The organism is Elusimicrobiota bacterium (assembly GCA_016182905.1).
Taxonomy (GTDB): domain Bacteria; phylum Elusimicrobiota; class Elusimicrobia; order UBA1565; family UBA9628; genus GWA2-66-18.
On sequence record JACPFR010000051.1, the window covers coordinates 38,617 to 57,368 of the forward strand.

20 protein-coding genes are annotated in these 18,752 nt (G+C 67.5%); 17 read left to right on the forward strand and 3 right to left on the reverse strand.

The window, feature by feature from the left end; translation table 11 throughout:
• Positions 1–7: 7 nt before the first annotated feature.
• From HYV14_15375 to icd, 3 genes are read left to right on the forward strand one after another with little or no spacing between them, the layout of a single operon-like run.
• Positions 8–835 (forward strand): patatin-like phospholipase family protein, encoded by an 828-nt coding sequence (locus tag HYV14_15375; protein ID MBI2387369.1) that lies wholly within the window; start codon positions 8–10, stop codon positions 833–835.
• A 19-nt stretch (positions 836–854) separates the two neighbouring features.
• Positions 855–2,363, forward strand: a complete 1,509-nt coding sequence (locus HYV14_15380; GenBank protein ID MBI2387370.1) for an FAD-dependent oxidoreductase — start codon at positions 855–857, stop codon at positions 2,361–2,363.
• Between the two features lie 49 nt (positions 2,364–2,412).
• Entirely contained in the window at positions 2,413–3,762 is a 1,350-nt protein-coding gene (icd, locus tag HYV14_15385) for an NADP-dependent isocitrate dehydrogenase (GenBank protein ID MBI2387371.1), read from the forward strand.
• A gap of 66 nt (positions 3,763–3,828) precedes the next feature.
• Here the strand turns inward: icd and HYV14_15390 are convergent, their stop codons facing one another.
• Together HYV14_15390 and HYV14_15395 are read right to left on the reverse strand one after the other, a co-directional pair.
• The gene (locus HYV14_15390) at positions 3,829–4,032 is read right to left on the reverse strand and encodes a type II toxin-antitoxin system HicA family toxin (GenBank protein MBI2387372.1); all 204 of its coding nucleotides are present in this window, start codon (positions 4,030–4,032) and stop codon (positions 3,829–3,831) included.
• Positions 4,025–4,273 (reverse strand): type II toxin-antitoxin system HicB family antitoxin, encoded by a 249-nt coding sequence (locus HYV14_15395; GenBank protein MBI2387373.1) that lies wholly within the window; start codon positions 4,271–4,273, stop codon positions 4,025–4,027. The genes HYV14_15390 and HYV14_15395 overlap by 8 nt, the downstream gene beginning before the upstream one ends.
• A 149-nt stretch (positions 4,274–4,422) precedes the next feature.
• On the opposite strand from HYV14_15395, the gene HYV14_15400 reads away from it, so the two are divergent.
• From HYV14_15400 to HYV14_15465, 14 genes are all read left to right on the forward strand, one after another.
• Positions 4,423–5,376, forward strand: coding sequence for a glycosyltransferase family 2 protein (locus HYV14_15400; protein ID MBI2387374.1), 954 nt, complete (start codon positions 4,423–4,425; stop codon positions 5,374–5,376).
• 65 nt (positions 5,377–5,441) lie between these two features.
• Entirely contained in the window at positions 5,442–5,768 is a 327-nt protein-coding gene (locus HYV14_15405) for a hypothetical protein (GenBank protein ID MBI2387375.1), read from the forward strand.
• A gap of 75 nt (positions 5,769–5,843) precedes the next feature.
• A complete protein-coding gene (locus HYV14_15410) occupies positions 5,844–8,819 on the forward strand; it encodes a hypothetical protein (protein MBI2387376.1) in 2,976 nt (991 codons plus the stop codon).
• A gap of 70 nt (positions 8,820–8,889) precedes the next feature.
• Positions 8,890–9,216 (forward strand): hypothetical protein, encoded by a 327-nt coding sequence (locus HYV14_15415; GenBank protein ID MBI2387377.1) that lies wholly within the window; start codon positions 8,890–8,892, stop codon positions 9,214–9,216.
• A 4-nt stretch (positions 9,217–9,220) separates the two neighbouring features.
• On the forward strand, positions 9,221–9,712 hold the full coding sequence (locus HYV14_15420; GenBank protein MBI2387378.1) for a hypothetical protein: 492 nt from the start codon (positions 9,221–9,223) through the stop codon (positions 9,710–9,712).
• 45 nt (positions 9,713–9,757) lie between these two features.
• Positions 9,758–10,405, forward strand: coding sequence for a hypothetical protein (locus HYV14_15425; protein MBI2387379.1), 648 nt, complete (start codon positions 9,758–9,760; stop codon positions 10,403–10,405).
• A 75-nt stretch (positions 10,406–10,480) separates the two neighbouring features.
• On the forward strand, positions 10,481–10,981 hold the full coding sequence (locus HYV14_15430; GenBank protein ID MBI2387380.1) for a DUF177 domain-containing protein: 501 nt from the start codon (positions 10,481–10,483) through the stop codon (positions 10,979–10,981).
• Between the two features lie 31 nt (positions 10,982–11,012).
• Complete coding sequence (gene rpmF, locus HYV14_15435) at positions 11,013–11,234, forward strand: 50S ribosomal protein L32 (GenBank protein MBI2387381.1); 222 nt, start codon at positions 11,013–11,015, stop codon at positions 11,232–11,234.
• Positions 11,235–11,253: 19 nt separating this feature from the next.
• Positions 11,254–12,276, forward strand: coding sequence for a phosphate acyltransferase PlsX (plsX, locus tag HYV14_15440; GenBank protein ID MBI2387382.1), 1,023 nt, complete (start codon positions 11,254–11,256; stop codon positions 12,274–12,276).
• Positions 12,273–13,064, forward strand: a complete 792-nt coding sequence (fabG, locus tag HYV14_15445) for a 3-oxoacyl-[acyl-carrier-protein] reductase (protein MBI2387383.1) — start codon at positions 12,273–12,275, stop codon at positions 13,062–13,064. Before plsX ends, fabG begins: the two co-directional genes overlap by 4 nt.
• 16 nt (positions 13,065–13,080) lie before the next feature.
• Entirely contained in the window at positions 13,081–13,326 is a 246-nt protein-coding gene (gene acpP / locus HYV14_15450) for an acyl carrier protein (protein MBI2387384.1), read from the forward strand.
• Positions 13,327–13,340: 14 nt separating this feature from the next.
• Entirely contained in the window at positions 13,341–14,015 is a 675-nt protein-coding gene (gene rnc, locus HYV14_15455; GenBank protein ID MBI2387385.1) for a ribonuclease III, read from the forward strand.
• Positions 14,012–15,265, forward strand: a complete 1,254-nt coding sequence (locus HYV14_15460; protein MBI2387386.1) for an acyl-CoA dehydrogenase family protein — start codon at positions 14,012–14,014, stop codon at positions 15,263–15,265. Before rnc ends, HYV14_15460 begins: the two co-directional genes overlap by 4 nt.
• Positions 15,266–17,707, forward strand: a complete 2,442-nt coding sequence (locus HYV14_15465; GenBank protein ID MBI2387387.1) for a M1 family metallopeptidase — start codon at positions 15,266–15,268, stop codon at positions 17,705–17,707.
• Here the strand turns inward: HYV14_15465 and HYV14_15470 are convergent.
• Positions 17,704–18,747, reverse strand: a complete 1,044-nt coding sequence (locus tag HYV14_15470) for a hypothetical protein (GenBank protein ID MBI2387388.1) — start codon at positions 18,745–18,747, stop codon at positions 17,704–17,706. The two genes, HYV14_15465 and HYV14_15470, sit on opposite strands and share 4 nt — an antisense overlap.
• Positions 18,748–18,752 lie beyond the last annotated feature (5 nt).

Below are 18,752 nucleotides of genomic sequence, written 5' to 3' on the forward strand. Positions count from 1 at the left end.
GTTCGGCATCTTCCTTCAGGGAGGGGGAGCGCTCGGCGCCTGGCAGGCCGCGGCGCTCGAGGCGCTGGTCGCCCGGGGCCTGCGCTTCGACGTCGTCATGGGCTACAGCATCGGGGCGATCAACGGCTCCGCGCTCGCCTTCGAGCGCCTGCCCGAGGCGATGTCCCGCTGGCGCTCCCTCGGCGCCGGCGCCTTGCGCCTGAGCCCGCGGCTGAGCCCTTTCTCCCTGTTCTCCGCCGAGCCCCTGCGCGCCTTCCTCGGCGCCGCGCGCGACGAGGCGGCGGCCATGGCCGCCCTGCGCGCGGACTTCACCATCGTCACCGCCTGCCCGGCCGAGGGCTCCCCGCTCAACGCCCGCTTCACGCCCGGCGGCCGGGACGGATGGGACGGGCCGCTGATCGAGCACGCCGCGGGCAGCTGCGCGATCCCTCTCGCCTTCCCGCCCGTGGACCTCGAGTACCGCGGCCGCCGCCGCCGCCTCATCGACGGGGGCGTGCCGATGCCGCTGCCGCTCGACCTCTCGCCGCTCGCCGCCTGCGCCGACGTGCTCGTCCTCGAGATGGTCCGCGCCGACGAGGTCGGCAGGCGCTGGTGGACTCCGTGGCGCGGCCTCGACCAGCGCTGCCGCGACGCGGGCCGCGGCCTCGTCGACGAGGGCCTTCAGCCCCTCCTCCTCTCGGACCGCCCGCCGCGCGTGCATCGCCTCGCGCCCTCCCGGCGCCTCGAGCCGATGATGCTCGATTTCCGGGCCGCCGGCCTCGCCAAGATGCTCGCCCACGGCGCCGAGGACGCCGCCTCCTTCCTCGACGACCCCTCCTCATTCCAGGTCCGCTAAAATTGCTTTAATTCGCGGAATGGATATCTCGCGGCGTTCCTTCATCAAGTGGGTCATCGCCGGCGCCGCCTCGGCCTCGCCGTTCGGCTGCGCGCCCCAAGGCAAGGTCGAAGGCCCCGGCTCCGCCTCCATCCCCGGGGCCCGGCTCGGCAGCGAGAGCAACAAGGTCTGCCACGACGTCCGCGACGGCCTGCTCAAGTCCCTGCCGCCGCCCTCGCGAGACCTCGACGTCGTCGTCGTCGGCGGCGGCTCCTCCGGCCTCGCCGCCGCCGAGCGCTGCTTCGGCTCGGACTTCCTCATGCTCGAGAAGGACGACCACGTCGGCGGCAACTGCTGGACCGAGACCTGGGAAGGCCTGAACTACTGCACCGGCTCGGCCTGGCTCTCCCTGGAGAACGAGGAGGTCAAGGCCCTGTTCAAGCGCTGGAACGTCAACCCGCCGATCATCAAGGGCAACGACTCCGCCCACTGGGACGGGAAGTGGATCAAGGACTTCTGGAACAGCGACCCCGACTATCCGAGCTACGCCCAGCTCCCCTATCCCAAGCCCGTGCAGGACGACTTCCGCCGCTTCATCCGCGACACCGCCAAGCTCGACCGAGTCAAGGACGCCGCGAAGCTCGACGCGATGACCTTCGCCGACCTGTTCTCCGGCTACGACGGCCGCGTCCAGAAGTACTGGGACTACTTCGGCCCGTCCAACTGGGGCGCGGCCACGAAGGACACCTCCGCCTTGGTCGGCCTGCACGCCGTGCACGAGTGGGCCCCCTGCGAGCGCCGCACCTTCGAGGGCGGCCTGGGCATGGTCACCCGCCAGCTGTTCGCCGGCTTCCCCGAGGACCAGAAGAAGCGCTTCGTCACCGGCGCGGCCGTGTTCGCCGTCCGCCGCGAGGGCAAACGGGCGCTCGTCTCCTTCATGAAGGACGGCCGCCCGGAGACGGTGCGCGCCAAGGCCGTCGTCATGGCCATCCCCAAGTACATGGCCCGCCACGTCGTCGCGGACATCCCCGAGGAGCAGGCCAAGGCCATGAAGGCGATGCGCTACGCGCCCTACCTCGTCTACAACCTCTGCTTCGACAAGGTCGTCTGGAACCTCAACTACGACAACTGGGCCGTCGGCGCCCGCCACTTCACCGACTTCATCCCCGCCGACTGGGTCACTCACGCCGACGGGGGGGACCTGGACCGCAAGCAGGTCGTCACCGTGTACGCCCCCAAGACCGAGGCCGCGCGCGCCGACCTGCTCGACGACGAGGAGGTCCTCGGGGAGGCGCACGCGACCGCCGACGAGCTCCTGACCATGTTCCCGGGCTGGGCCGACCACCTGCGCGAGGTCCGCGTCTACCGCCGCGGCCACCCCATGCCGATGTCGGCCCCCGGCTCCTTCTCGCGCCTGCAGCCCGTGACCCGGCGCGACATGGCCCCGATCTACTTCTCGCACTCGGACAACAGCGGCACCGTTTCCGACATGTACGAGGCCGCGCTCGGCGCCATCAAGGCGGCGGCCAAAGCGTTGCAACACGTGTGAGCTTAATAGTCTTATTTCCATCACAACAGCGTCACCTAGAGAGGATCACATGCCCAAGTACACCGTCCCCGCCGGAACCAAGATCGGCTACAAGAACGGCAAGCTCGAAGTCCCCGACAACCCGATCATCCCCTTCTTCCCGGGAGACGGCACCGGCCTCGACCTCTGGAAGGCCACCAAGATCGTCCTCGACGGCGCCGTCGACAAGGCCTACGGCGGCAAGCGCAAGATCGCCTGGATGGAGGTCTACGCCGGCCTCACCGCGCTGAAGGCCTACGACAAGGACACCGTCCTCCCCGAGGAGACGGTCGCCGCGTTCAAGGAGTTCCGCGTCGGCCTCAAGGGACCGCTGACCACGCCCGCCGGCTCCTTCAAGTTCGTCTGCCTCGACTGCGCCGCCGAGCTGATGGACCGCCCGGCCGCCTGCCCGAAGTGCAAGTCGGAGTGGATCACGCCCCGCTTCCGCTCGGTCAACGTCGGCCTGCGCCAGAAGCTCGACCTGTACGCCTGCGTGCGCCCCGTGCGCTGGTTCAAAGGCGTCCCGTGCCCCGTCAAGGACCCGTCGAAGCTCGACATCGTGATCTTCCGCGAGAACACCGAGGACATCTACGCCGGCATCGAGTTCCAGCAGGGCACGCCGGAGAACAAGAAGGTCTACGACTTCCTGACCAACGAGATGAAGGTCAAGATCCCGTTCCCCGACAGCGGCATCGGCATCAAGCCGATCTCCAAGACCGGATCGCAGAGACTCATCCGCATGGCGATCAAGTACGCCATCGCCCACAAGCGCACCTCCGTCACCCTCGTGCACAAGGGGAACATCCAGAAGTTCACCGAAGGCGCGTTCCGCGACTGGGGCTATGAAGTGGCCAAGGCCGAGTTCCGCGACCAGATCGTGACCGAGGCCGAGCTGTGGGACGACCTCAACGGGAAGATGCCGGCCGGCAAGATCCTCATCAAGGACCGCATCGCCGACCAGACCTTCCAGCAGCTGCTGCTCCGCCCGGACGAGTACTCGGTCATCGCGACCCCGAACCTGAACGGCGACTACCTGTCGGACGCGGCGGTCGCGCAGGTCGGCGGCCTCGGCATCGGACCGGGCGCCAACATCGGCGACGGCGTGGCGATCTTCGAGGCGACGCACGGCACGGCCCCGAAGTACACCAACAAGGACATGGTCAACCCGGGCTCCCTCATCCTCTCCGGCGTGATGATGCTCGAGCACATGGGCTGGCAGGAAGCCGCGGACCTGATCATCAAGGGCCTCGAGGCGACCATCCAGGCCAAGACCGTGACCTACGACTTCGAGCGCCAGATGCAGGGCGCGACGAAGATCAAGTGCTCCGAGTTCGGCCAGGCGATCGTCAAGAACATGGACAAGACGGCCGTCGCCGCCTAAAGTCCGATCGACAAAAGAGGCCGGCGCTCGCACGAGCGCCGGCCTTACGCTTTATCGGGGATGAACCTACCAAGTCTTCGGATCGATCTCCGCCTGACGCAGGATTTCTCGAAGCAGGGGTTCACCGATGTCGCCCCTGTGAGGATTGGGGACACGAAGCTTCAGTCCGCCCTTGACCATGAACTGATGCTTGGCGCCCGCATATGGCCCGTCGAACCCGTGCTCGCGCAGCTTCTCGACGAGTTCGCGCCGTTTGAGCGGCTTAGGCACGCGTGAGTTCGGGAAGTGTCAAGCGCTTGCCGCGTACGGCCGGCAGGGCCTCATCGCTTCTCAGCTTGAGGACGATCCAGTCTTCAAGCACTTCCCGCAGGGCTTCCCGGCACTTCTTCGCCGTCTTGGCGCTGGCCCAAACGCCCTTGAAACCAGGGATCTCGCCGAAGCAAGTCTTGTCTTCCAGGGTTTTGAAGCGTGCGCTGGCCACCGCAGCGTCGATATACGAGGAAAGGCCCATGCCTCCAGTGTAACAGGGCCGTTCTCTGAATTCAAGCATCCTTAGAATCCCGCTCATGATCAGCCGCTGACTTCGCGGACCTCCATTATCATACGATCGAGGCGCCCAAAAAGTTCCATCGCTCCATAAAAAACGGTAGAATCGCCGCGGTGAGCGCCAAGCCCTACCTGTCGGCCCTGATCCCGGTCTACAATGAAGAGGAGAACCTGCCCGCGTTGGGGGAGGAGGTCTCAGCCGCGCTCAACGCCCTGGGCAAGCCCTACGAGGTCATCCTCGTCGACGACGGCTCCAAGGACCGGTCCTACGACGAGCTTCTCAAGCTCGTCGAGAAATACCCCGATTTCAAGGCCGTCCGCCTCGGCCGCAACGCCGGCCAGACCGCCGCGATGCTCGCCGGCATCCAGCACGCCTCGGGCGAGTTGATCGTCTGCCTCGACGCCGACATGCAGAACGACGCGCGCGACGTGCCGAAGCTCATCGCCAAGCTCAACGAGGGTTACGACTGCGTCTCCGGCTGGCGCAAGGACCGACAGGACCGCTTCCTCGACCGGAAGCTGCCGTCGATCATCGCGAACAACTTCATCTCCTACGTGACCGGCGTGCACCTGCACGACTACGGCTGCACGCTCAAGCTCTACCGGGCCCAGTACCTCAAGCCGCTGCGCCTGTACGGCGAGATGCACCGCTTCGTGCCCGCCTTGGCCGGCTTCCTCGGCGCGCGCGTGGCCGAGGTCCCGGTCAACCACCGCGCCCGCACGCGCGGCGTCTCTAAGTACGGCATCTCGCGCACCTTCAAGGTCCTGCTCGACCTCATGACGGTCAAGTTCATGGACTCCTACCTCGGCAAGCCGATCTACCTGTTCGGCGGCGGGGGAGTGCTGATGGGCCTGCTCGGCGTGGCCTTCGGCCTCGACACCCTGTACAAGAAGTTCTACCTGGGCATCTTCGTCAAGGACCAGCCCCTGTTCCAGGTCGCGATCTTCTGCCTGCTCATCGGCTTCCAGATGGTGCTCATCGGCCTCCTGGCCGAGATCCTCGTGCGCATCTACTACGACCTCAAGGACATGAGGCCGTACTTCGTCCGCGAGACCGCGGGCTTCTGAACGCCCCGCCGCCGCCAGGACTCTCCCGATTGACCGACTAACGGATTGTTAGTAGCCTCAAGGACATGATCCGGGAACTGCTGGCCCACAGCGACTATGTCCGGGTCCTGAGCGCGCTCGAACGCCGTCCGATGCGATTCGGCGCGCTGCAGAAGGAACTCGAGCTGCATCCGCCGCAGATCGCGCGAGCCCTCAGGTTCTTGACGAAGTCCAAGATGGTCGAGCTTACGGCCGCCGACACCGCCACGGGGATATACGTCCCCATCTATGTCCTCACGGACCGCGGCGAAGCGATGACCGAGGTTCTCATGGCCTTCATCATAGCCCTCAATCGCCGCCGGTCTCGCCTAGGAGACGAGTACTTGTCCGACATCCGCGCCTGGCGGCACTGAAGGGCCGAACGGCCCGGCCTGCGTAGGCTGAATGCCTCAGGCGCAAGGCCCGATTACCCCATAGAATAAGGGTTCATGCGCTCCTGGTCCCTTCTCGCCGCGCTCCTCGTCGCCGCCCAGACGGCGGACGCCGCCCTCGTCGTGCGGCCCGGCCCCGCCGCCCTCGGCGCCTCGGCCGTCGGCGCCTCCGCGGCCTCCTACGCGATCCAGGTGCCCCAGTGGACGGCCGCGTTCGACGCCTTCCTCGCGGCTCCGGCCCCGAACGCCGACGCGGTCAGGGCCGTCTCGCGCCTTCTCGAGACCGCCGATCCCCGGGACCCGCGGCTCGCGCCTCTCGCCCAAGCCCTGCAGGCCGCCGTCGCCCCGATCCTCGCCCGCCCCGTCCACGCCAAGTCGACCCGGCAGGACCTCGAGGCCGCCGACCTCAAGTTCGAGGTGCTCAACTATCCCGCAGTCCGCGCGTTGCTCAGCGAGGAGCAGCAGAGCAAGGTCGGCGCCGCGTCGTGGGCCATCAGCCGGAACATCTGGACCAAGAGCAGCGACCGCTGGGTCGCGCGCAAGCGAAGCCTCGACAAGACCATCGCGGCGATCGCCAAGGAGCTCGGCGCCGAGCGCCCGGCCTTCGCGGACGAGCCCGCGCCCGTCGCCGGCCCCGGGCCCGACCTCGCCGTCGAGGTCCTGACGGGGGATATCCGAGAGGCCCGGGCCGACGCCGTCCTCACCACGGTCCAGCGCAAGAAGCTCTGCAACGGCGGCGTCAACGCCGCGATCAAGGCCGCCGACGGCTGCTTCGCCGCCCGGCTCGCGAAAGCCCCCAGGCTCGAGGACGGTAAGTCCCTGCTCGCGCGCGGCGACGGGAAAGGCCCGATCGAGAACGTCCTGTTCGTCGCCGACAAGTACGAGAAGCCGCTGTCCGACATCGTCTACGAAGGCCTGCGCGCCGCCGACGCGAACGGCCTGAAGTCGCTCGCCGTGCCCGCCCTGCGCGCCGGCTCCGTGTTCGGCGCCGTCGAGCGCACCTACCTGGAGGTGGCCGCCGAGATCCGCCGCGGCGTCGAGCGCTTCCTCGCCGGGGCGCGGACCTCGCTCGAGAAGATCTCCTTCGTCGTGCACAAGGACGAGAAGCTCGCGACCCAGCTGCAGAACGCCTTCGCGGAACGGACCGAACGGGAGCGCTCGCTGCGGACCGACCTGCGCGAGGCCAAGCTGTCGGGGAAGGGCTTCGTCCTGACGCCCCGGGAGACGGCGGTCGCGGACCGACGCTCGCCGATCTACGGGAGCCTGCTCGAGCCGTGGAGCCTCAAGCACCTTCTCGTCCCGCACAAGCCGGTCAAGATCGGGGAGATCGAGGACCGCGCCGCGTTCTCCAAGCCCGTGACCTCGGTGCTGAACATGCCGGTGAAGATGCCGGGCTCCGAGATCAAGGTTCCCGAGGAGCTGGCCCAGTTCCGGGAGTTTTTACGGAAGATCATCGACCACGAGAAGGCGGTCAACCCCGACTTCGACGAGTTCTACATGTACCTGACCGTGGACCAGCACGCGGTGAAGGCGGGGACCACGCATCGACGGCCCGGGGTGCACATCGACGGCGTGCAGGGCGTCCGGTATAAGGTGAAGCTTCCTCCGGAGCATCTGTACTCGGCGAGCGACCGCCTGGGGACCGTGTTCTATGACCAGCCCTTCGACCTGACCGCCCTCGACCCGGCCAAGCAGCACGTCCACGCCGAGCTCGAGCGCCAGGCGAAGGAGGCGAACGCGCGCGCGACGCCCGATTTCGACATCGCCTTCTGGGACTCCTACTCGGTGCACCGCGCCGACGTCGCGAAAGCGGACTTCATGCGCACCTTCATCCGCGTCGAGTTCAGCAAGAAGCAGTACGACAGCGAGGGCGACACCCACAACCCTCTGTTCGAGTACGACTGGAAGCCGGTGGCGCGGCCCATCCCGGCGGGACTCGACGACAGGCCGCTGCCGCCCGGCGGCTTCACCGAGGGCTACGACCCGGAGTTGAACGGCCTCGAACCTGGACAGGCGCACACGGTCAAGGATCTTCCGAAGTGGGTGAAGGACAACATCGGGACGACGAACGGCAAACGGTATTTCGTGGTCGAGGGAGACTCTCAGGAAGCGCGGCGGACGCTGGAGACGGACGGGTGGACCTTGCGGGAGCCTTACGCGAAAGAGACCGGCTTTCACATGGTTTACGACGCGACGACGCCCAACGGCGAAGCCGTGAACCTCATCCTCGGCGTCAACGGCGCGAGCCGGGTCGTCCACCTGCAGAGCTTTTTGAAGCTCGCCGGAGTCCCGGCTGCGGACGTGCTCACCCGGCGCGGGTTCCGCTCGTGGAAGCCGGAGTACAAGGCGGCCTTCGAGGCGCTGGGGCACGTGCCCGACCTCGTCGTGTACGGCCTGACCAGGCCGGCGGTGCGGTCTCTGATCGAGGAGACGCCGGAGATGGCCGCGTTCTGGAAGGACTTCAACGCCAAGAAGACCGAGCCGGCGCCCGAGAACGACATCTCGCGAAGGCCGATGAAGGTCATCGAGCTCGAGGACGGGCGCAAGGTCTGGTTCTTCATGCCCCTGTTCGGCGAGTTGGCGGGGGACCTGATGGAGGCCGTGCTCGAGCACGGCGCCCGGAACGTCGCGGTCATGAGCGCGGCCGGCTCGCTCGACCCGGAGGCGAACCTCGGCGACTGGTTCGAGCCGAAGGCCGGCTCGCACCTGACCATGCCGACCTCCAACACGCAGACTTTGGCCTGGGTCGCGGAGATGACCGCGCGCGGCGTGCGCACCGTGGACATGGAGCACGCCCACATCGTCGATGCCTTCGCGGCCCACCCCGGCGCGGCGCTCACGATCGATTACCTGGTGTCCGACGTGATGACCGGCCCCCGGCGCACCGACCTCACCGAGACGCGCATCGGGAAGATCGCGGGCCTCGCCGAGAAGGCGGCGGCGATCGTCGCCCGCGCGCTCGGCCTTCCGCCCCGCGCCCTGCGCGCGCGCTCCGCCGCGAACGTCTTTTTCCCGCCCATAGGAGGGAACTAAATGGAGGCCTCATTCGTATGATAGGTGGGAGGCCATTGACATACTTACATTATGTAAGCATACTATCGGCATGATCATGGAATTGATGGCGCACAAGGACTATCTCCGGATCTTGCAGGCGATCCGGCACAAACCCATGCGGTTCGGGGAGTTGCAGAGAAGCCTCGCCCTTAATCCCGCGCAGGTGGACCGCGCCGTCAAATTCCTGCGCAAAGGGCTGTGGATCGTTCCCCGCGTCGCGGCCTCAGCCAAAGGGCGCATGCTCGTCGAATACGAACTGGGAAAGCGGGGAAAGGCATTCCTGGAAACGCTCAGGGACTTCAGCGCTAGCGCGGTCCGTCATAAGGCCGAACTCGGCGCGGCAGCCGTAGCCGAGCTTCAGGACTGCTGCCGCTGAGCCTATGGCCGTCGTCTACCTTCTCGGGCCGGGCATGTGGGACGGAGGGAAGCGGACGTCTGACGATCAGAGCCCGCTGCTGGTCCGCCGCTCTATCGCGAAGACTCTCGGGGCGAACGGTCATCAAGTCGTTTTGATGGAGGATGATCCTGACCGCATCGGTGAAGATCTCATCGAGAAGTTCGACCGGCTCTTGCGCCATAAAGTGACGGACGTCGTCCTCTACTGGCCGCCCTTGGCCAAGATGCAGACGACCTACGATGAGTTGATCCTGCTTTGCGACCGGCGAGATTTCCTGAAGAAAGAGAAGATTCGGCTTTGGGCGCTGCACCACTCGTCCGTCGCGACGATCACGAAAGACGAGTTCAAAGTATTGGAAACTGGAAGCCGAAGCCGCTACCTGACCGCCGTCGCGCGCCTGGGCCTTCGCCCCTTGGAGTGGACTTCCGACGACGACCTGGCAGAGCAAACCGGCCTTCTCGCGGCGGAGCTGTAACCCGTTCTATCGCGCCCGTCCCAAATCGGCTATACTCGGCGCGTTATGGGTAAATTTTTCGCGCTCGTGATCGCCGTCGTCACCGTCGTCTGGCTCGCGCCGATGTGCGCGGACCTGCCGTCCGACCTGTCCACGTTGCCGGTCCCCGCTGCTCCGGCCGCGCCCGTCGCGTCCACCGTGACGGCGCCCGCGCCCGTCGCCGCGCCCGTCGCCGCGCCCGTCGCCGAACCCGCTCCGGCCCCCGCTCGCGCCGCGGTCCCGCTGTCGCCGGTGACGATCGCGACCTACCGCTCGCGCTCGATGTTCCCCGTGGAGGGGGAGAGCTACGTCGTCTCGGTGCTGCGCAAGAACCACGCCGAGGTCCGCGCCGAGGGCGTGCGGCTGACCGTGGCCGCCCGAGTGAAGGGCGAGGTCATGGAGCGCGCCGAGAGCGGCCCCGGACAAAGGCTCGCGCCCGGCGCCGACTCCTACTTCGGCCTGCCCGTCACAACCGAGGTCTTCGATTACCTCCTCGACGGCCCCGAGGACAAGCGCAACTGGCTCGAGTGGGTGCTGACCTACCGCCTGGAGAGCGACGCCCCCGGGACGACGCGCTGCTTCGGCCTGCGGGCGCTGCCGCGCCGGCGCGAGCCCTCGGGGCTCACCTGGATCCCGCTCGGGCAGACGCTCAAGTGCCCGCCCCCTCTCCCCTGATCTATTCTCGGTGATATTCGCTCTTCCCGGGACGAGCGAATATCTATCCCCGTAGATAAGTGATAACATGGGCTCATGAGCTCGGATTTCAAGTTCCCGCTGACGGACGTGAAGGAGAACGGCCGCCTGGCCGTGAACGCCAAGACGCCGCCGGAGACCTTCCCCGACGCCCTGAGCGAAGGGGCCCTCGTGGGCCCGGTCAAGCTCGAAGGCGAGATCCTCGCCGTCGACGACGAGGCCGCGTTCACCGGCACCGCGAAGGGGAAATGGAAGTTCGAGTGCACGCGCTGCCTCAAGCCCGTCGAGCAGGCCTGGAGCACGCCGATCGAGGTGATGGTGCCCATCGACGGCGGCCCGATGGACCTCACCGACGAGGTGCGCCAGTCCATCGCCCTCATCCAGCCGATGAAGATCCTGTGCAAGCCCGACTGCAAGGGGCTGTGCGAGGTCTGCAGGAAGGACCGCAACGTGGCGGAATGCGGCCACCCCGAGGGCGGCGCCGGGGACGGCGTCCCGGGAGGGGGATTCTCCAATACGCGAAAGCCCCGATTGACCCCTCGCCCTCATAAAGGCTAAAATCAGCCTTCTCCACAAATAGAGGAATACAATGCCCAATCCGAAACGTAAACACACGCGTTCCCGCCGCGACAGCCGCCGCTCCGCCAACTGGAAGCTCGAGGCCGTGCCTCTGAGCAAGGACAAGGACGGCCGCTGGCACCGCCCGCACACGATCAGCGCCGACGGCTACTACAACGGCGTGCTCGTGCGCCCGCCGAAGACGAAGAAGAAGGGCGCGCAGCCCGAAGGCGGCGAAGAAGGAAAGCAGTAAGACTTTACACAGACCTCGCGTGAGGATAGCGCTCGACGCCGTCGGCGGCGACTTCGGACTGCCCCCCAACATCGAAGGGGCGATCCAGGCCGCGAACGCCTTCGGCGTCGAGCTGCTTCTCACGGGACCGGCCGACAAGATCCGCGCGGAGCTCTCCGCGCGCGGCATCGCCGAGGGCGACCCTCGGTTCGAGATCGTCGACGCTCCGTCGACGGTCGGCATGGACGAGGACCCCGCGGCGGCCTGCCGGGCCAAGCCCGGCGCGTCCATCATGATCGCCGCGAAGATGGCGGCCGAAGGACGCGCCGCCGGCTTCGTGTCGGCGGGCAACTCCGGCGCGACGATGGTCGCGGCCCTGTTCCATTTCAAGCGCGTGCCCGGCGTCCTGCGGCCCGCGATCGCGTGCCCCATCCCGACGGCGAAGGGCGTGACCGTCATGCTCGACGCCGGCGCCAACGTGGACTGCAAGCCCTGGCACCTCGTGCAGTTCGCGATGATGGGATCCCTGCTCGCCCGCCACGTCTACGGGATCAAGGAGCCCACCGTCGGCCTGCTGTCCATCGGCGAAGAGGAGGGGAAGGGCAACGATCTGGCCAAAGAGGCCTTTCCGTTGCTTAGAGGCGCTGGAGTGAACTTTTACGGCTGCGTCGAGGGACGGGACGTGCCCGCCGGCAAGACCGACGTCGTGGTCTGCGACGGGTTCGTCGGCAACGTCCTGATCAAGACGATGGAAGGCACCGCGATGGCCATGATGGCCCAGCTCAAGACCGAGCTGATGGCGTCCTGGGCCTACCGCCTGCCGCTGCTCTTCCTGCGCGGTCCGTTTTCGCGCCTGAAGCGGAAAATGAGCTACGATGAGTACGGCGGCGCGCCCCTGGTCGGAGTCAACGGCGTCGCCATCGTCAGCCACGGGTCGTCGAACGCGCGCGCGATCGCCAACGCGATCCGCGTCGCCGCCAAGATCGCCGAGGCCGGCGTGCCGGCAGCTTTGAAGGAGGTCGTGGCCCGGACGGGCGCGCCCGAGGAGAAAGTGACTCTATGAATACGACCACCGAAACCGCTCCGCGCCCCGTCCCGACGACGGGGATCCGCCTGAAGGACAAGGTCGCGATCATCACCGGCTCCGCGCAAGGCATCGGCTACACCACGGCCGAGCTCTTCATCGCCGAAGGCGCCAAGGTCGTCGTCGTCGACGTCAACGCCGAGCTGACCGCCAAGTCCGCCGCCGCGCTCGCCGGAGGGGACGCGTCCAAGACCCTCGGCGTCGCCTGCGACGTCACCAAGTTCGACCAGTGCGAGGCCGTCGTGAAGGCCGCGGTTGAAAAATTCGGGAAAATTGATATATTGGTCAACAACGCGGGAATCACCAAGGACAACCTGCTGATGCGGATGTCCGAGTCGGACTGGGACGTGGTGATGAACGTGAACTTGAAGGGCGCCTTCAACTTCATCAAGGCCTGCATCCGGCCGATGATGAAGGCCCACTACGGACGCATCGTCAACATCGCGTCCGTGATCGGGCAGGAAGGCAACGCCGGACAGGCCAACTACTCGGCCTCGAAGGGCGGCCTGATCTCGATGACGAAGTCGGTCGCACGGGAGTTCGCCTCCCGCAGCATCACGGCGAACGCGGTCGCTCCGGGATTCATCAAGACGCGGATGACCGAGGTCATCCCCGAGGAGATGAAGGCGAAGCTCATCGAGAAGATCCTTCTCGGACGGATGGGCGAGCCCTCGGACGTCGCTCGCGCGGTCCTGTTCTTGTCGTCGGACGAAGCGTCGTACGTCACCGGCCACGTGCTGAACGTGAACGGCGGCGGATACATGTAACAAGGAGACAGACATCATGGCTGATGCCAACATCGCGGACCGCGTGAAGCAGATCATCGTCGAGCAGCTCGGCGTGGACGCCGCTGAAGTGACCCCGACGGCTCATTTCGTCAACGACCTCGGCGCGGACTCGCTCGACACCGTCGAGCTCGTCATGGCGCTCGAGGAAGAGTTCGACACCGAGATCCCCGACGAGCAGGCCGAGAAGATCCAGACGGTCGGCCAGGCGATCGACTACATCTCGGCTCACGCCAAGAAGTAAGGGCGATAGCTCCGATGCCTCGACCTCTCGAAGAGGTCGTCGGGTACCGGTTCAAGGACGCCGGGCTGCTCAAGAAGGCGCTGACGCATAAGTCTTACGCCAGCGAGAGCGGGTCCGGGGTCTACAACGAGCGCTTGGAGTTCCTGGGCGACAGCGTGCTGGCTTCGGTCGTCGCGCACGCGGTCTACGAGGGCTATCCGGACGAGCCCGAGGGGAACCTCTCTAAGAAGAAGTCCCTGCTCGTCTCGAGGCCAAGCCTCGCCCTGTGGGGCGAGGAGCTGGGCATCGGAGCTTATCTCCACCTCGGCGTCGGCGAGGAGAACACCGGCGGACGCACGCGGCAAAGCCTTCTCGCGAACGCCGTCGAGGCCCTGATCGGGGCGATCTACCTCGACGGCGGCTACGAGACGGCGGCGAAGTTCATCCGCAAGTGGTACGCGGACCGGCACGGGAGCCTGCTCGAGACCGATCACAAGAGCCGGCTTCAGGAGCTCCTTCAGAAGCGGCACAAGTCGCCGCCGACGTACGAAACGACCTCGTCGACGGGCCCGGACCACGACAAGGTCTTCCAGATCTCGGTCCGGCTCGGCGAGCGAGAGCTCGGCCGGGGCGCCGGCAAGAGCAAGAAGGAAGCGGAGCAGGCCGCGGCAAGCGACGCGCTCCGGAAGATGGACAGGGGGGAGTCATGAGCTACATCTACGAATTGACCGAGCAGCAGAAGGAGATCCAGGATTTGGCGTGGCAGATCGCGCTCCGCGACATCAAGCCGGTCCGCGAGTCGTTCGATGAGCAGGAGAAGTTCCCCTGGGACGTGGTCAAGAAGATGGCCGCGGCCGACCTGTACTCGGTCTACCTGCCCGAGGCGTACGGCGGCATGGGCGGCGGCCTGAAGGAGCAGGTGCTCGTCATCGAGCAGCTCTCCCGCGCGTGCGGCGGCATCGCCCTCGCCTTCGCGGCCTCCGGCCTCGGCGTGCTCCCGATCCTGCTGCTGGGCAACCCCGAGCAGCGCGCCCGCTTCATCCCCGACCTCGCGTCCGGCAAGAAGCTCGCCGCCTTCTCCATCACCGAGGCCAACGCCGGCTCCGACGCGACGGCGACGGAGTGCACGGCGAAGCTCGACGGCGACCACTACGTCTTGAACGGCTCGAAGATCTTCGTCTCCAACGGCGAGGTCGCCGAGACCTACGTCGTCTTCGCGACCACCAACCGCTCCCGCGGCGCCCGCGGCGTCACCGCCTTCGTCGTCGAGAAAGGCACGCCGGGCTTCGGCTTCGGCAAGAAGGAGCACAAGATGGGCATCCGGGCCAACCCGACCTATCAGATCGACTTCGTCAACTGCCGCGTCCCGGTGAAGAACCGCCTGTACAAGGAAGGCTACGGCCTGTTCACGGCGCAGACCACCTTCGACTGCTCGCGCCCCGGCGTGGCGGCGCAGGCCCTCGGCATCGCGCAGGGCGCGCTCGACGAGACGGTGGCCTACATCCGCCAGCGCCGCCAGTTCGGCCAGCCGATCTCGAGCTTCCAGGCGATCCAGCACATGATGGCCAACTGCGCCACGCAGATCGAGATGAGCCGCGCGCTGCTGTACACCACGGCGAACGCGATGGACAAGTACATGCTCCCCGTCTACAAGAAGGCGATCGACGAGAACGCGATCGTCTACGACGTCCTGCAGGCCGGCGACGGCAAGCGCTGGACGAAGGAGTCGGCTATGTGCAAGCTCTCCTGCTCGGATACCGCGATGTTCGTCACCAACGAGTGCGTCCAGATGTGCGGCGGCATCGGGTATATGAGGGACTTCCCGGTGGAGAAGTACATGCGCGACGCGAAGATCACGCAGATCTACGAAGGCACCAACCAGATCCAGCGCAACGAGATCGCCGCGATGATGATCAAGGAAGCCGCCTCCGCGACGAAGCCGGAAGCCGTGGCCGCCTAAATGCCGAACCTGGACCGGGAGTTCCTCGGCTGCGGAAGAAGAATCGCGGCCGGGGGCTCCGGCCCGGGGGTGCAGGCCGCCCTCCTGGGCGCGCCGCCGGTCTACGCGCCGGACCGGCCTTTCGACACGCGCCATATCTATCTCGATCTGAGCGTCGACTTCGATCGCCGCCGTCTTTCGGGATTCTGCCGTACGACCGTCAGCGCGCGCCGCGCCGGGCTGCGGTCCCTGTCGTTCGACGCGATCGATCTCAAGGTCACGAAGGTCCTCTTCGACGGCAAGCCCGCCCGCTTCAAGAACGCCGACAAGAAGCTCGTCGTCACCTCGCCGAAGATCCTCGCCGAGGACGAGGCGCACGACGTCGAAGTGCATTACTCGGTCACGAACCCCGAGGCCGGCCTCCATTTCGTGAAGAGCCCCGAGCAGATGTGGTCCCAGAGCCAGCCGGAGGACGCGCGCCGATGGTTCCCCTGCCACGACACCCCGGGAGAGAAGGCCACCTCGGAAGTGCGGGCCACGGTGCCCGCGGGCTTCCGGGCGGTCTCCAACGGGATCCTGATCGACGAGTCGAAAGGCGGGACGAAGCACGTTTATCACTGGAAGCTGGACCGGCCGCACTCGATCTACCTGATCACGCTCGCCGTCGCGCGCTTCGCCGAGGTCGTGGAGGACTGGGACGGGATCCCCGTCGTCTACTACTGCGAGAAGGGGCGCGAGGGCGACGCCCGCCGCGGCTTCGGCAAGACCGCCGCGGCGATGAGGATCTTCTCCGAGAAGACCGGCGTGCGCTACCCGTACGCGCGCTACGCGCAGGTCGCTGTGGCCGAGTATCCGGGCGGGATGGAGCACACGACGGCCACGACGCAGACCGACGCCTGCCTCATCGACGAGCAGGCGTTCGCCGACCACGACCTCGACACCTTGGTCGCGCACGAGCTCGCCCATCAGTGGTTCGGCGACCTCGTCACCTGCGCCGAGTGGCCTCACGCCTGGCTCAACGAGGGCTTCGCGACCTACTCCGAGGTCGTATTCCTCGAGGCCGACCGCGGCCATGACGAGGCCCTGTACGAGCTCCTCCTGAACCGGCGCGTGTACCTCGACGAGGACTCGGGACGCTATCGCCGGCCGATCGTGTGCCGCACCTACACGGACCCGTGGACGATCTTCGACCGGCACCTGTACGAGAAGGGCTGCTGGGTCCTGCGCATGCTCCACCTCGAGCTCGGCGACAAGCTGTTCTGGAAGGGCGTCGGGCACTGGCTCAAAAAGCACAAGGACGGAATCGCGGAAACCCAGGACCTGGTCGCCGCGTTCGAGGAAGCGACTGGAAGAAACCTGCAGGGTTTCTTCGATCAATGGGTGTACCGCGGCGGCCATCCTGCCCTGCGCCTGCGCTGGTCCTGGGACGAGAAGAGCAAGCGCGGGGAACTCCACCTCACGCAGACGCAGGACGTCTCCGACGCCCACCCCGCGTACAAGCTCAAGGCGAAGATCCGGGTGACGGGCCGGGGCTGGTCCCGGGACTTCACCGAGACGGTCGAAGCGAAGGAGCACCGCTTCGTCTGGACCTTGCCCGGCGAGCCGCTCGACGTGGAGTTCGATCCAGAGCTGGAACTGTTATCTTCCATAAAGTTCGCCAAGCCGCAGGCGATGTGGCTCCGCCAGCTGCGCGCAGGCAAGACCTCGGCCTCCCGCGCGCAGGCGGCCTCCGCCGTCGCCGCCTGGGGCGGGGAGAAGGCCGTCGCCGAGCTCGAGGCCGCCGCCAAGCGCGAGAAGTTCTGGGGCGCCGCGGCCGAGATCGTCGAGGCCCTGGGCTCCGTCGCCGGCCCGCGCACGGCCCCGGCGCTGCGGCGCCTCCTGGCTTCGGGGCCCGCGAACCCCAAGGTCCGCCGCGTGATCGTCGACCAGCTCGGACGCCGGGGCGGGCCCGCCGACGCCGCCCTGTTCGCGCCGCTCGCGCGCTCCGGCCGCAGCCTGCTCGTGCGCGCCGAGGCCACCCGGGCCCTCGGCCGCCTCGACTACCGCCGGTACCGCGGGATCATCGAGACGAACCTCAAGGCGAAGACCTACCGCGACGGCGTCGCCGCGGCGGCCGTCGCCGCGATCGCCGCGTCCCGCGACCCGGGCGCGGCGAAGAAGCTCCTCGCGATCGTGAAGCCCGCGCACCGTTTCGGCGCGCGCGTCGCCGCGATCCGCGCGCTGGCCGAGTACGCGCCGGCGACGCCGGACGCCGTGCCCGCCCTGGTCGGGCTGCTGACGGAATCCGACGAGCGCGTCAGCCTCATCGCCTGCGCCGCCCTGGGCCGGACGAACGACGAGCGCGCCCTGCCCGCCCTCGAGAAGGCCGCGAAGTCCGCGGGGAACCCCCGCATCCGGGTCTACGCGACGGAAGCCGTCGCGCGCATCAAGGCCGGCGCCAAGACCAAGTCCAAGCTCGTCTAGCTCTTCCGTCCGAAGCGCCACCCGAGGCTCAGGCGGAACGCCTCGCCGAGCTGGCCGAGCGGCTGGAACGCGAGGTCGAAGGAGAAGCCGTTGACGCGCGCGCCCGCGCCGACCGTCAGCCCCGACAGGACGCCGAGATCGGGGACGGAGCGCCCCTGGAAGCCGACGCGGCCGACGGCATGCACGCCCTTGGACACCGCGCGGTCCCATTCGGCGCCCAGCTTCGCGTACGGACGGGCGTGCAGCGGCGCCACCGCCTCGAGCGCCGTCACGACGCGCCCACGCTCGGGCTCCCAGTCGTGCGCCGCCGCCAGGGAGAGCTCGAACGGCAGGGGCTCCGACTGGCCGATGAAGCGCAGCTTGCCTCCGGCGTTGCGGAAGGCCCAGGCCAGGGCCAGAGCGGGCCGCGTCGAGGGCCGGTAGACCACGCCGCCGTCGCCGCTGGCGGTCGCCGCTTTGCGGGTCCCGAGGGTCTCGTTGACGACCTTGATCGCGGCGCCGGCGCGGAAGGTCCCGGTCCAGGGCTCCCGCTCCTCCTCGTCCTCGAAGCGGCGCGCGGCGCCGGGAAGGTTCCACGAGTCCCGGAAGTAGCCGCGGTCCTTCGTGAGGGCGTCCTCCTCGCTGAAGGCGCGCGCGTAGGCGAAGGAGAACGCCTCCGAATGAGGGGCGAACGAGCCGCGGGCGACGCCCACGTTGTCGATCTGCTCGATCGAGCCCTGGCTCAGGCGGGTGAAGGCGAACCCGAATACTCCGCCCGACCAGTCCACCGGCAGCGCGAGCGCGGCGTAGTCGTGGTGGACCGACGCGGGGAGCTCCGCGCGCGAGTAGGCCAGCTCCAGGCCGCGAGCCCCGGCGAGACCGCCGGGGTTCCAATAGACGGCCTCCGGCCCCTCGGCGCTGGCGGTCATCGCCTCGCCCATGCCGAGGGCCCGGGCGCCGGCCCCGATCTTCAGGAACTGCGCGCCGTTGACGCCCGCGTCGGTCTGGAACGCGGCGGAGGCGGGCCTCGCGAGGGCTCCGAGGAGCAGGACGACGGTCATCACAG

Excerpts from the sequence above, each read along its gene's own strand:
- HYV14_15380 (MBI2387370.1), top strand. The coding sequence starts at position 855 with ATGGATATCTCGCGGCGTTCCTTCATCAAGTGGGTCATCGCCGGCGCC.
- icd (MBI2387371.1), top strand. The coding sequence starts at position 2,413 with ATGCCCAAGTACACCGTCCCCGCCGGAACCAAGATCGGCTACAAGAAC.
- HYV14_15395 (MBI2387373.1), bottom strand. The coding sequence starts at position 4,273 with ATGGGCCTTTCCTCGTATATCGACGCTGCGGTGGCCAGCGCACGCTTC.
- HYV14_15405 (MBI2387375.1), top strand. The coding sequence starts at position 5,442 with ATGATCCGGGAACTGCTGGCCCACAGCGACTATGTCCGGGTCCTGAGC.
- HYV14_15410 (MBI2387376.1), top strand. The coding sequence starts at position 5,844 with ATGCGCTCCTGGTCCCTTCTCGCCGCGCTCCTCGTCGCCGCCCAGACG.
- HYV14_15415 (MBI2387377.1), top strand. The coding sequence starts at position 8,890 with ATGATCATGGAATTGATGGCGCACAAGGACTATCTCCGGATCTTGCAG.
- HYV14_15420 (MBI2387378.1), top strand. The coding sequence starts at position 9,221 with ATGGCCGTCGTCTACCTTCTCGGGCCGGGCATGTGGGACGGAGGGAAG.
- HYV14_15425 (MBI2387379.1), top strand. The coding sequence starts at position 9,758 with ATGGGTAAATTTTTCGCGCTCGTGATCGCCGTCGTCACCGTCGTCTGG.
- HYV14_15430 (MBI2387380.1), top strand. The coding sequence starts at position 10,481 with ATGAGCTCGGATTTCAAGTTCCCGCTGACGGACGTGAAGGAGAACGGC.
- rpmF (MBI2387381.1), top strand. The coding sequence starts at position 11,013 with ATGCCCAATCCGAAACGTAAACACACGCGTTCCCGCCGCGACAGCCGC.
- fabG (MBI2387383.1), top strand. The coding sequence starts at position 12,273 with ATGAATACGACCACCGAAACCGCTCCGCGCCCCGTCCCGACGACGGGG.
- acpP (MBI2387384.1), top strand. The coding sequence starts at position 13,081 with ATGGCTGATGCCAACATCGCGGACCGCGTGAAGCAGATCATCGTCGAG.
- rnc (MBI2387385.1), top strand. The coding sequence starts at position 13,341 with ATGCCTCGACCTCTCGAAGAGGTCGTCGGGTACCGGTTCAAGGACGCC.
- HYV14_15460 (MBI2387386.1), top strand. The coding sequence starts at position 14,012 with ATGAGCTACATCTACGAATTGACCGAGCAGCAGAAGGAGATCCAGGAT.
- HYV14_15465 (MBI2387387.1), top strand. The coding sequence starts at position 15,266 with ATGCCGAACCTGGACCGGGAGTTCCTCGGCTGCGGAAGAAGAATCGCG.
- HYV14_15470 (MBI2387388.1), bottom strand. The coding sequence starts at position 18,747 with ATGACCGTCGTCCTGCTCCTCGGAGCCCTCGCGAGGCCCGCCTCCGCC.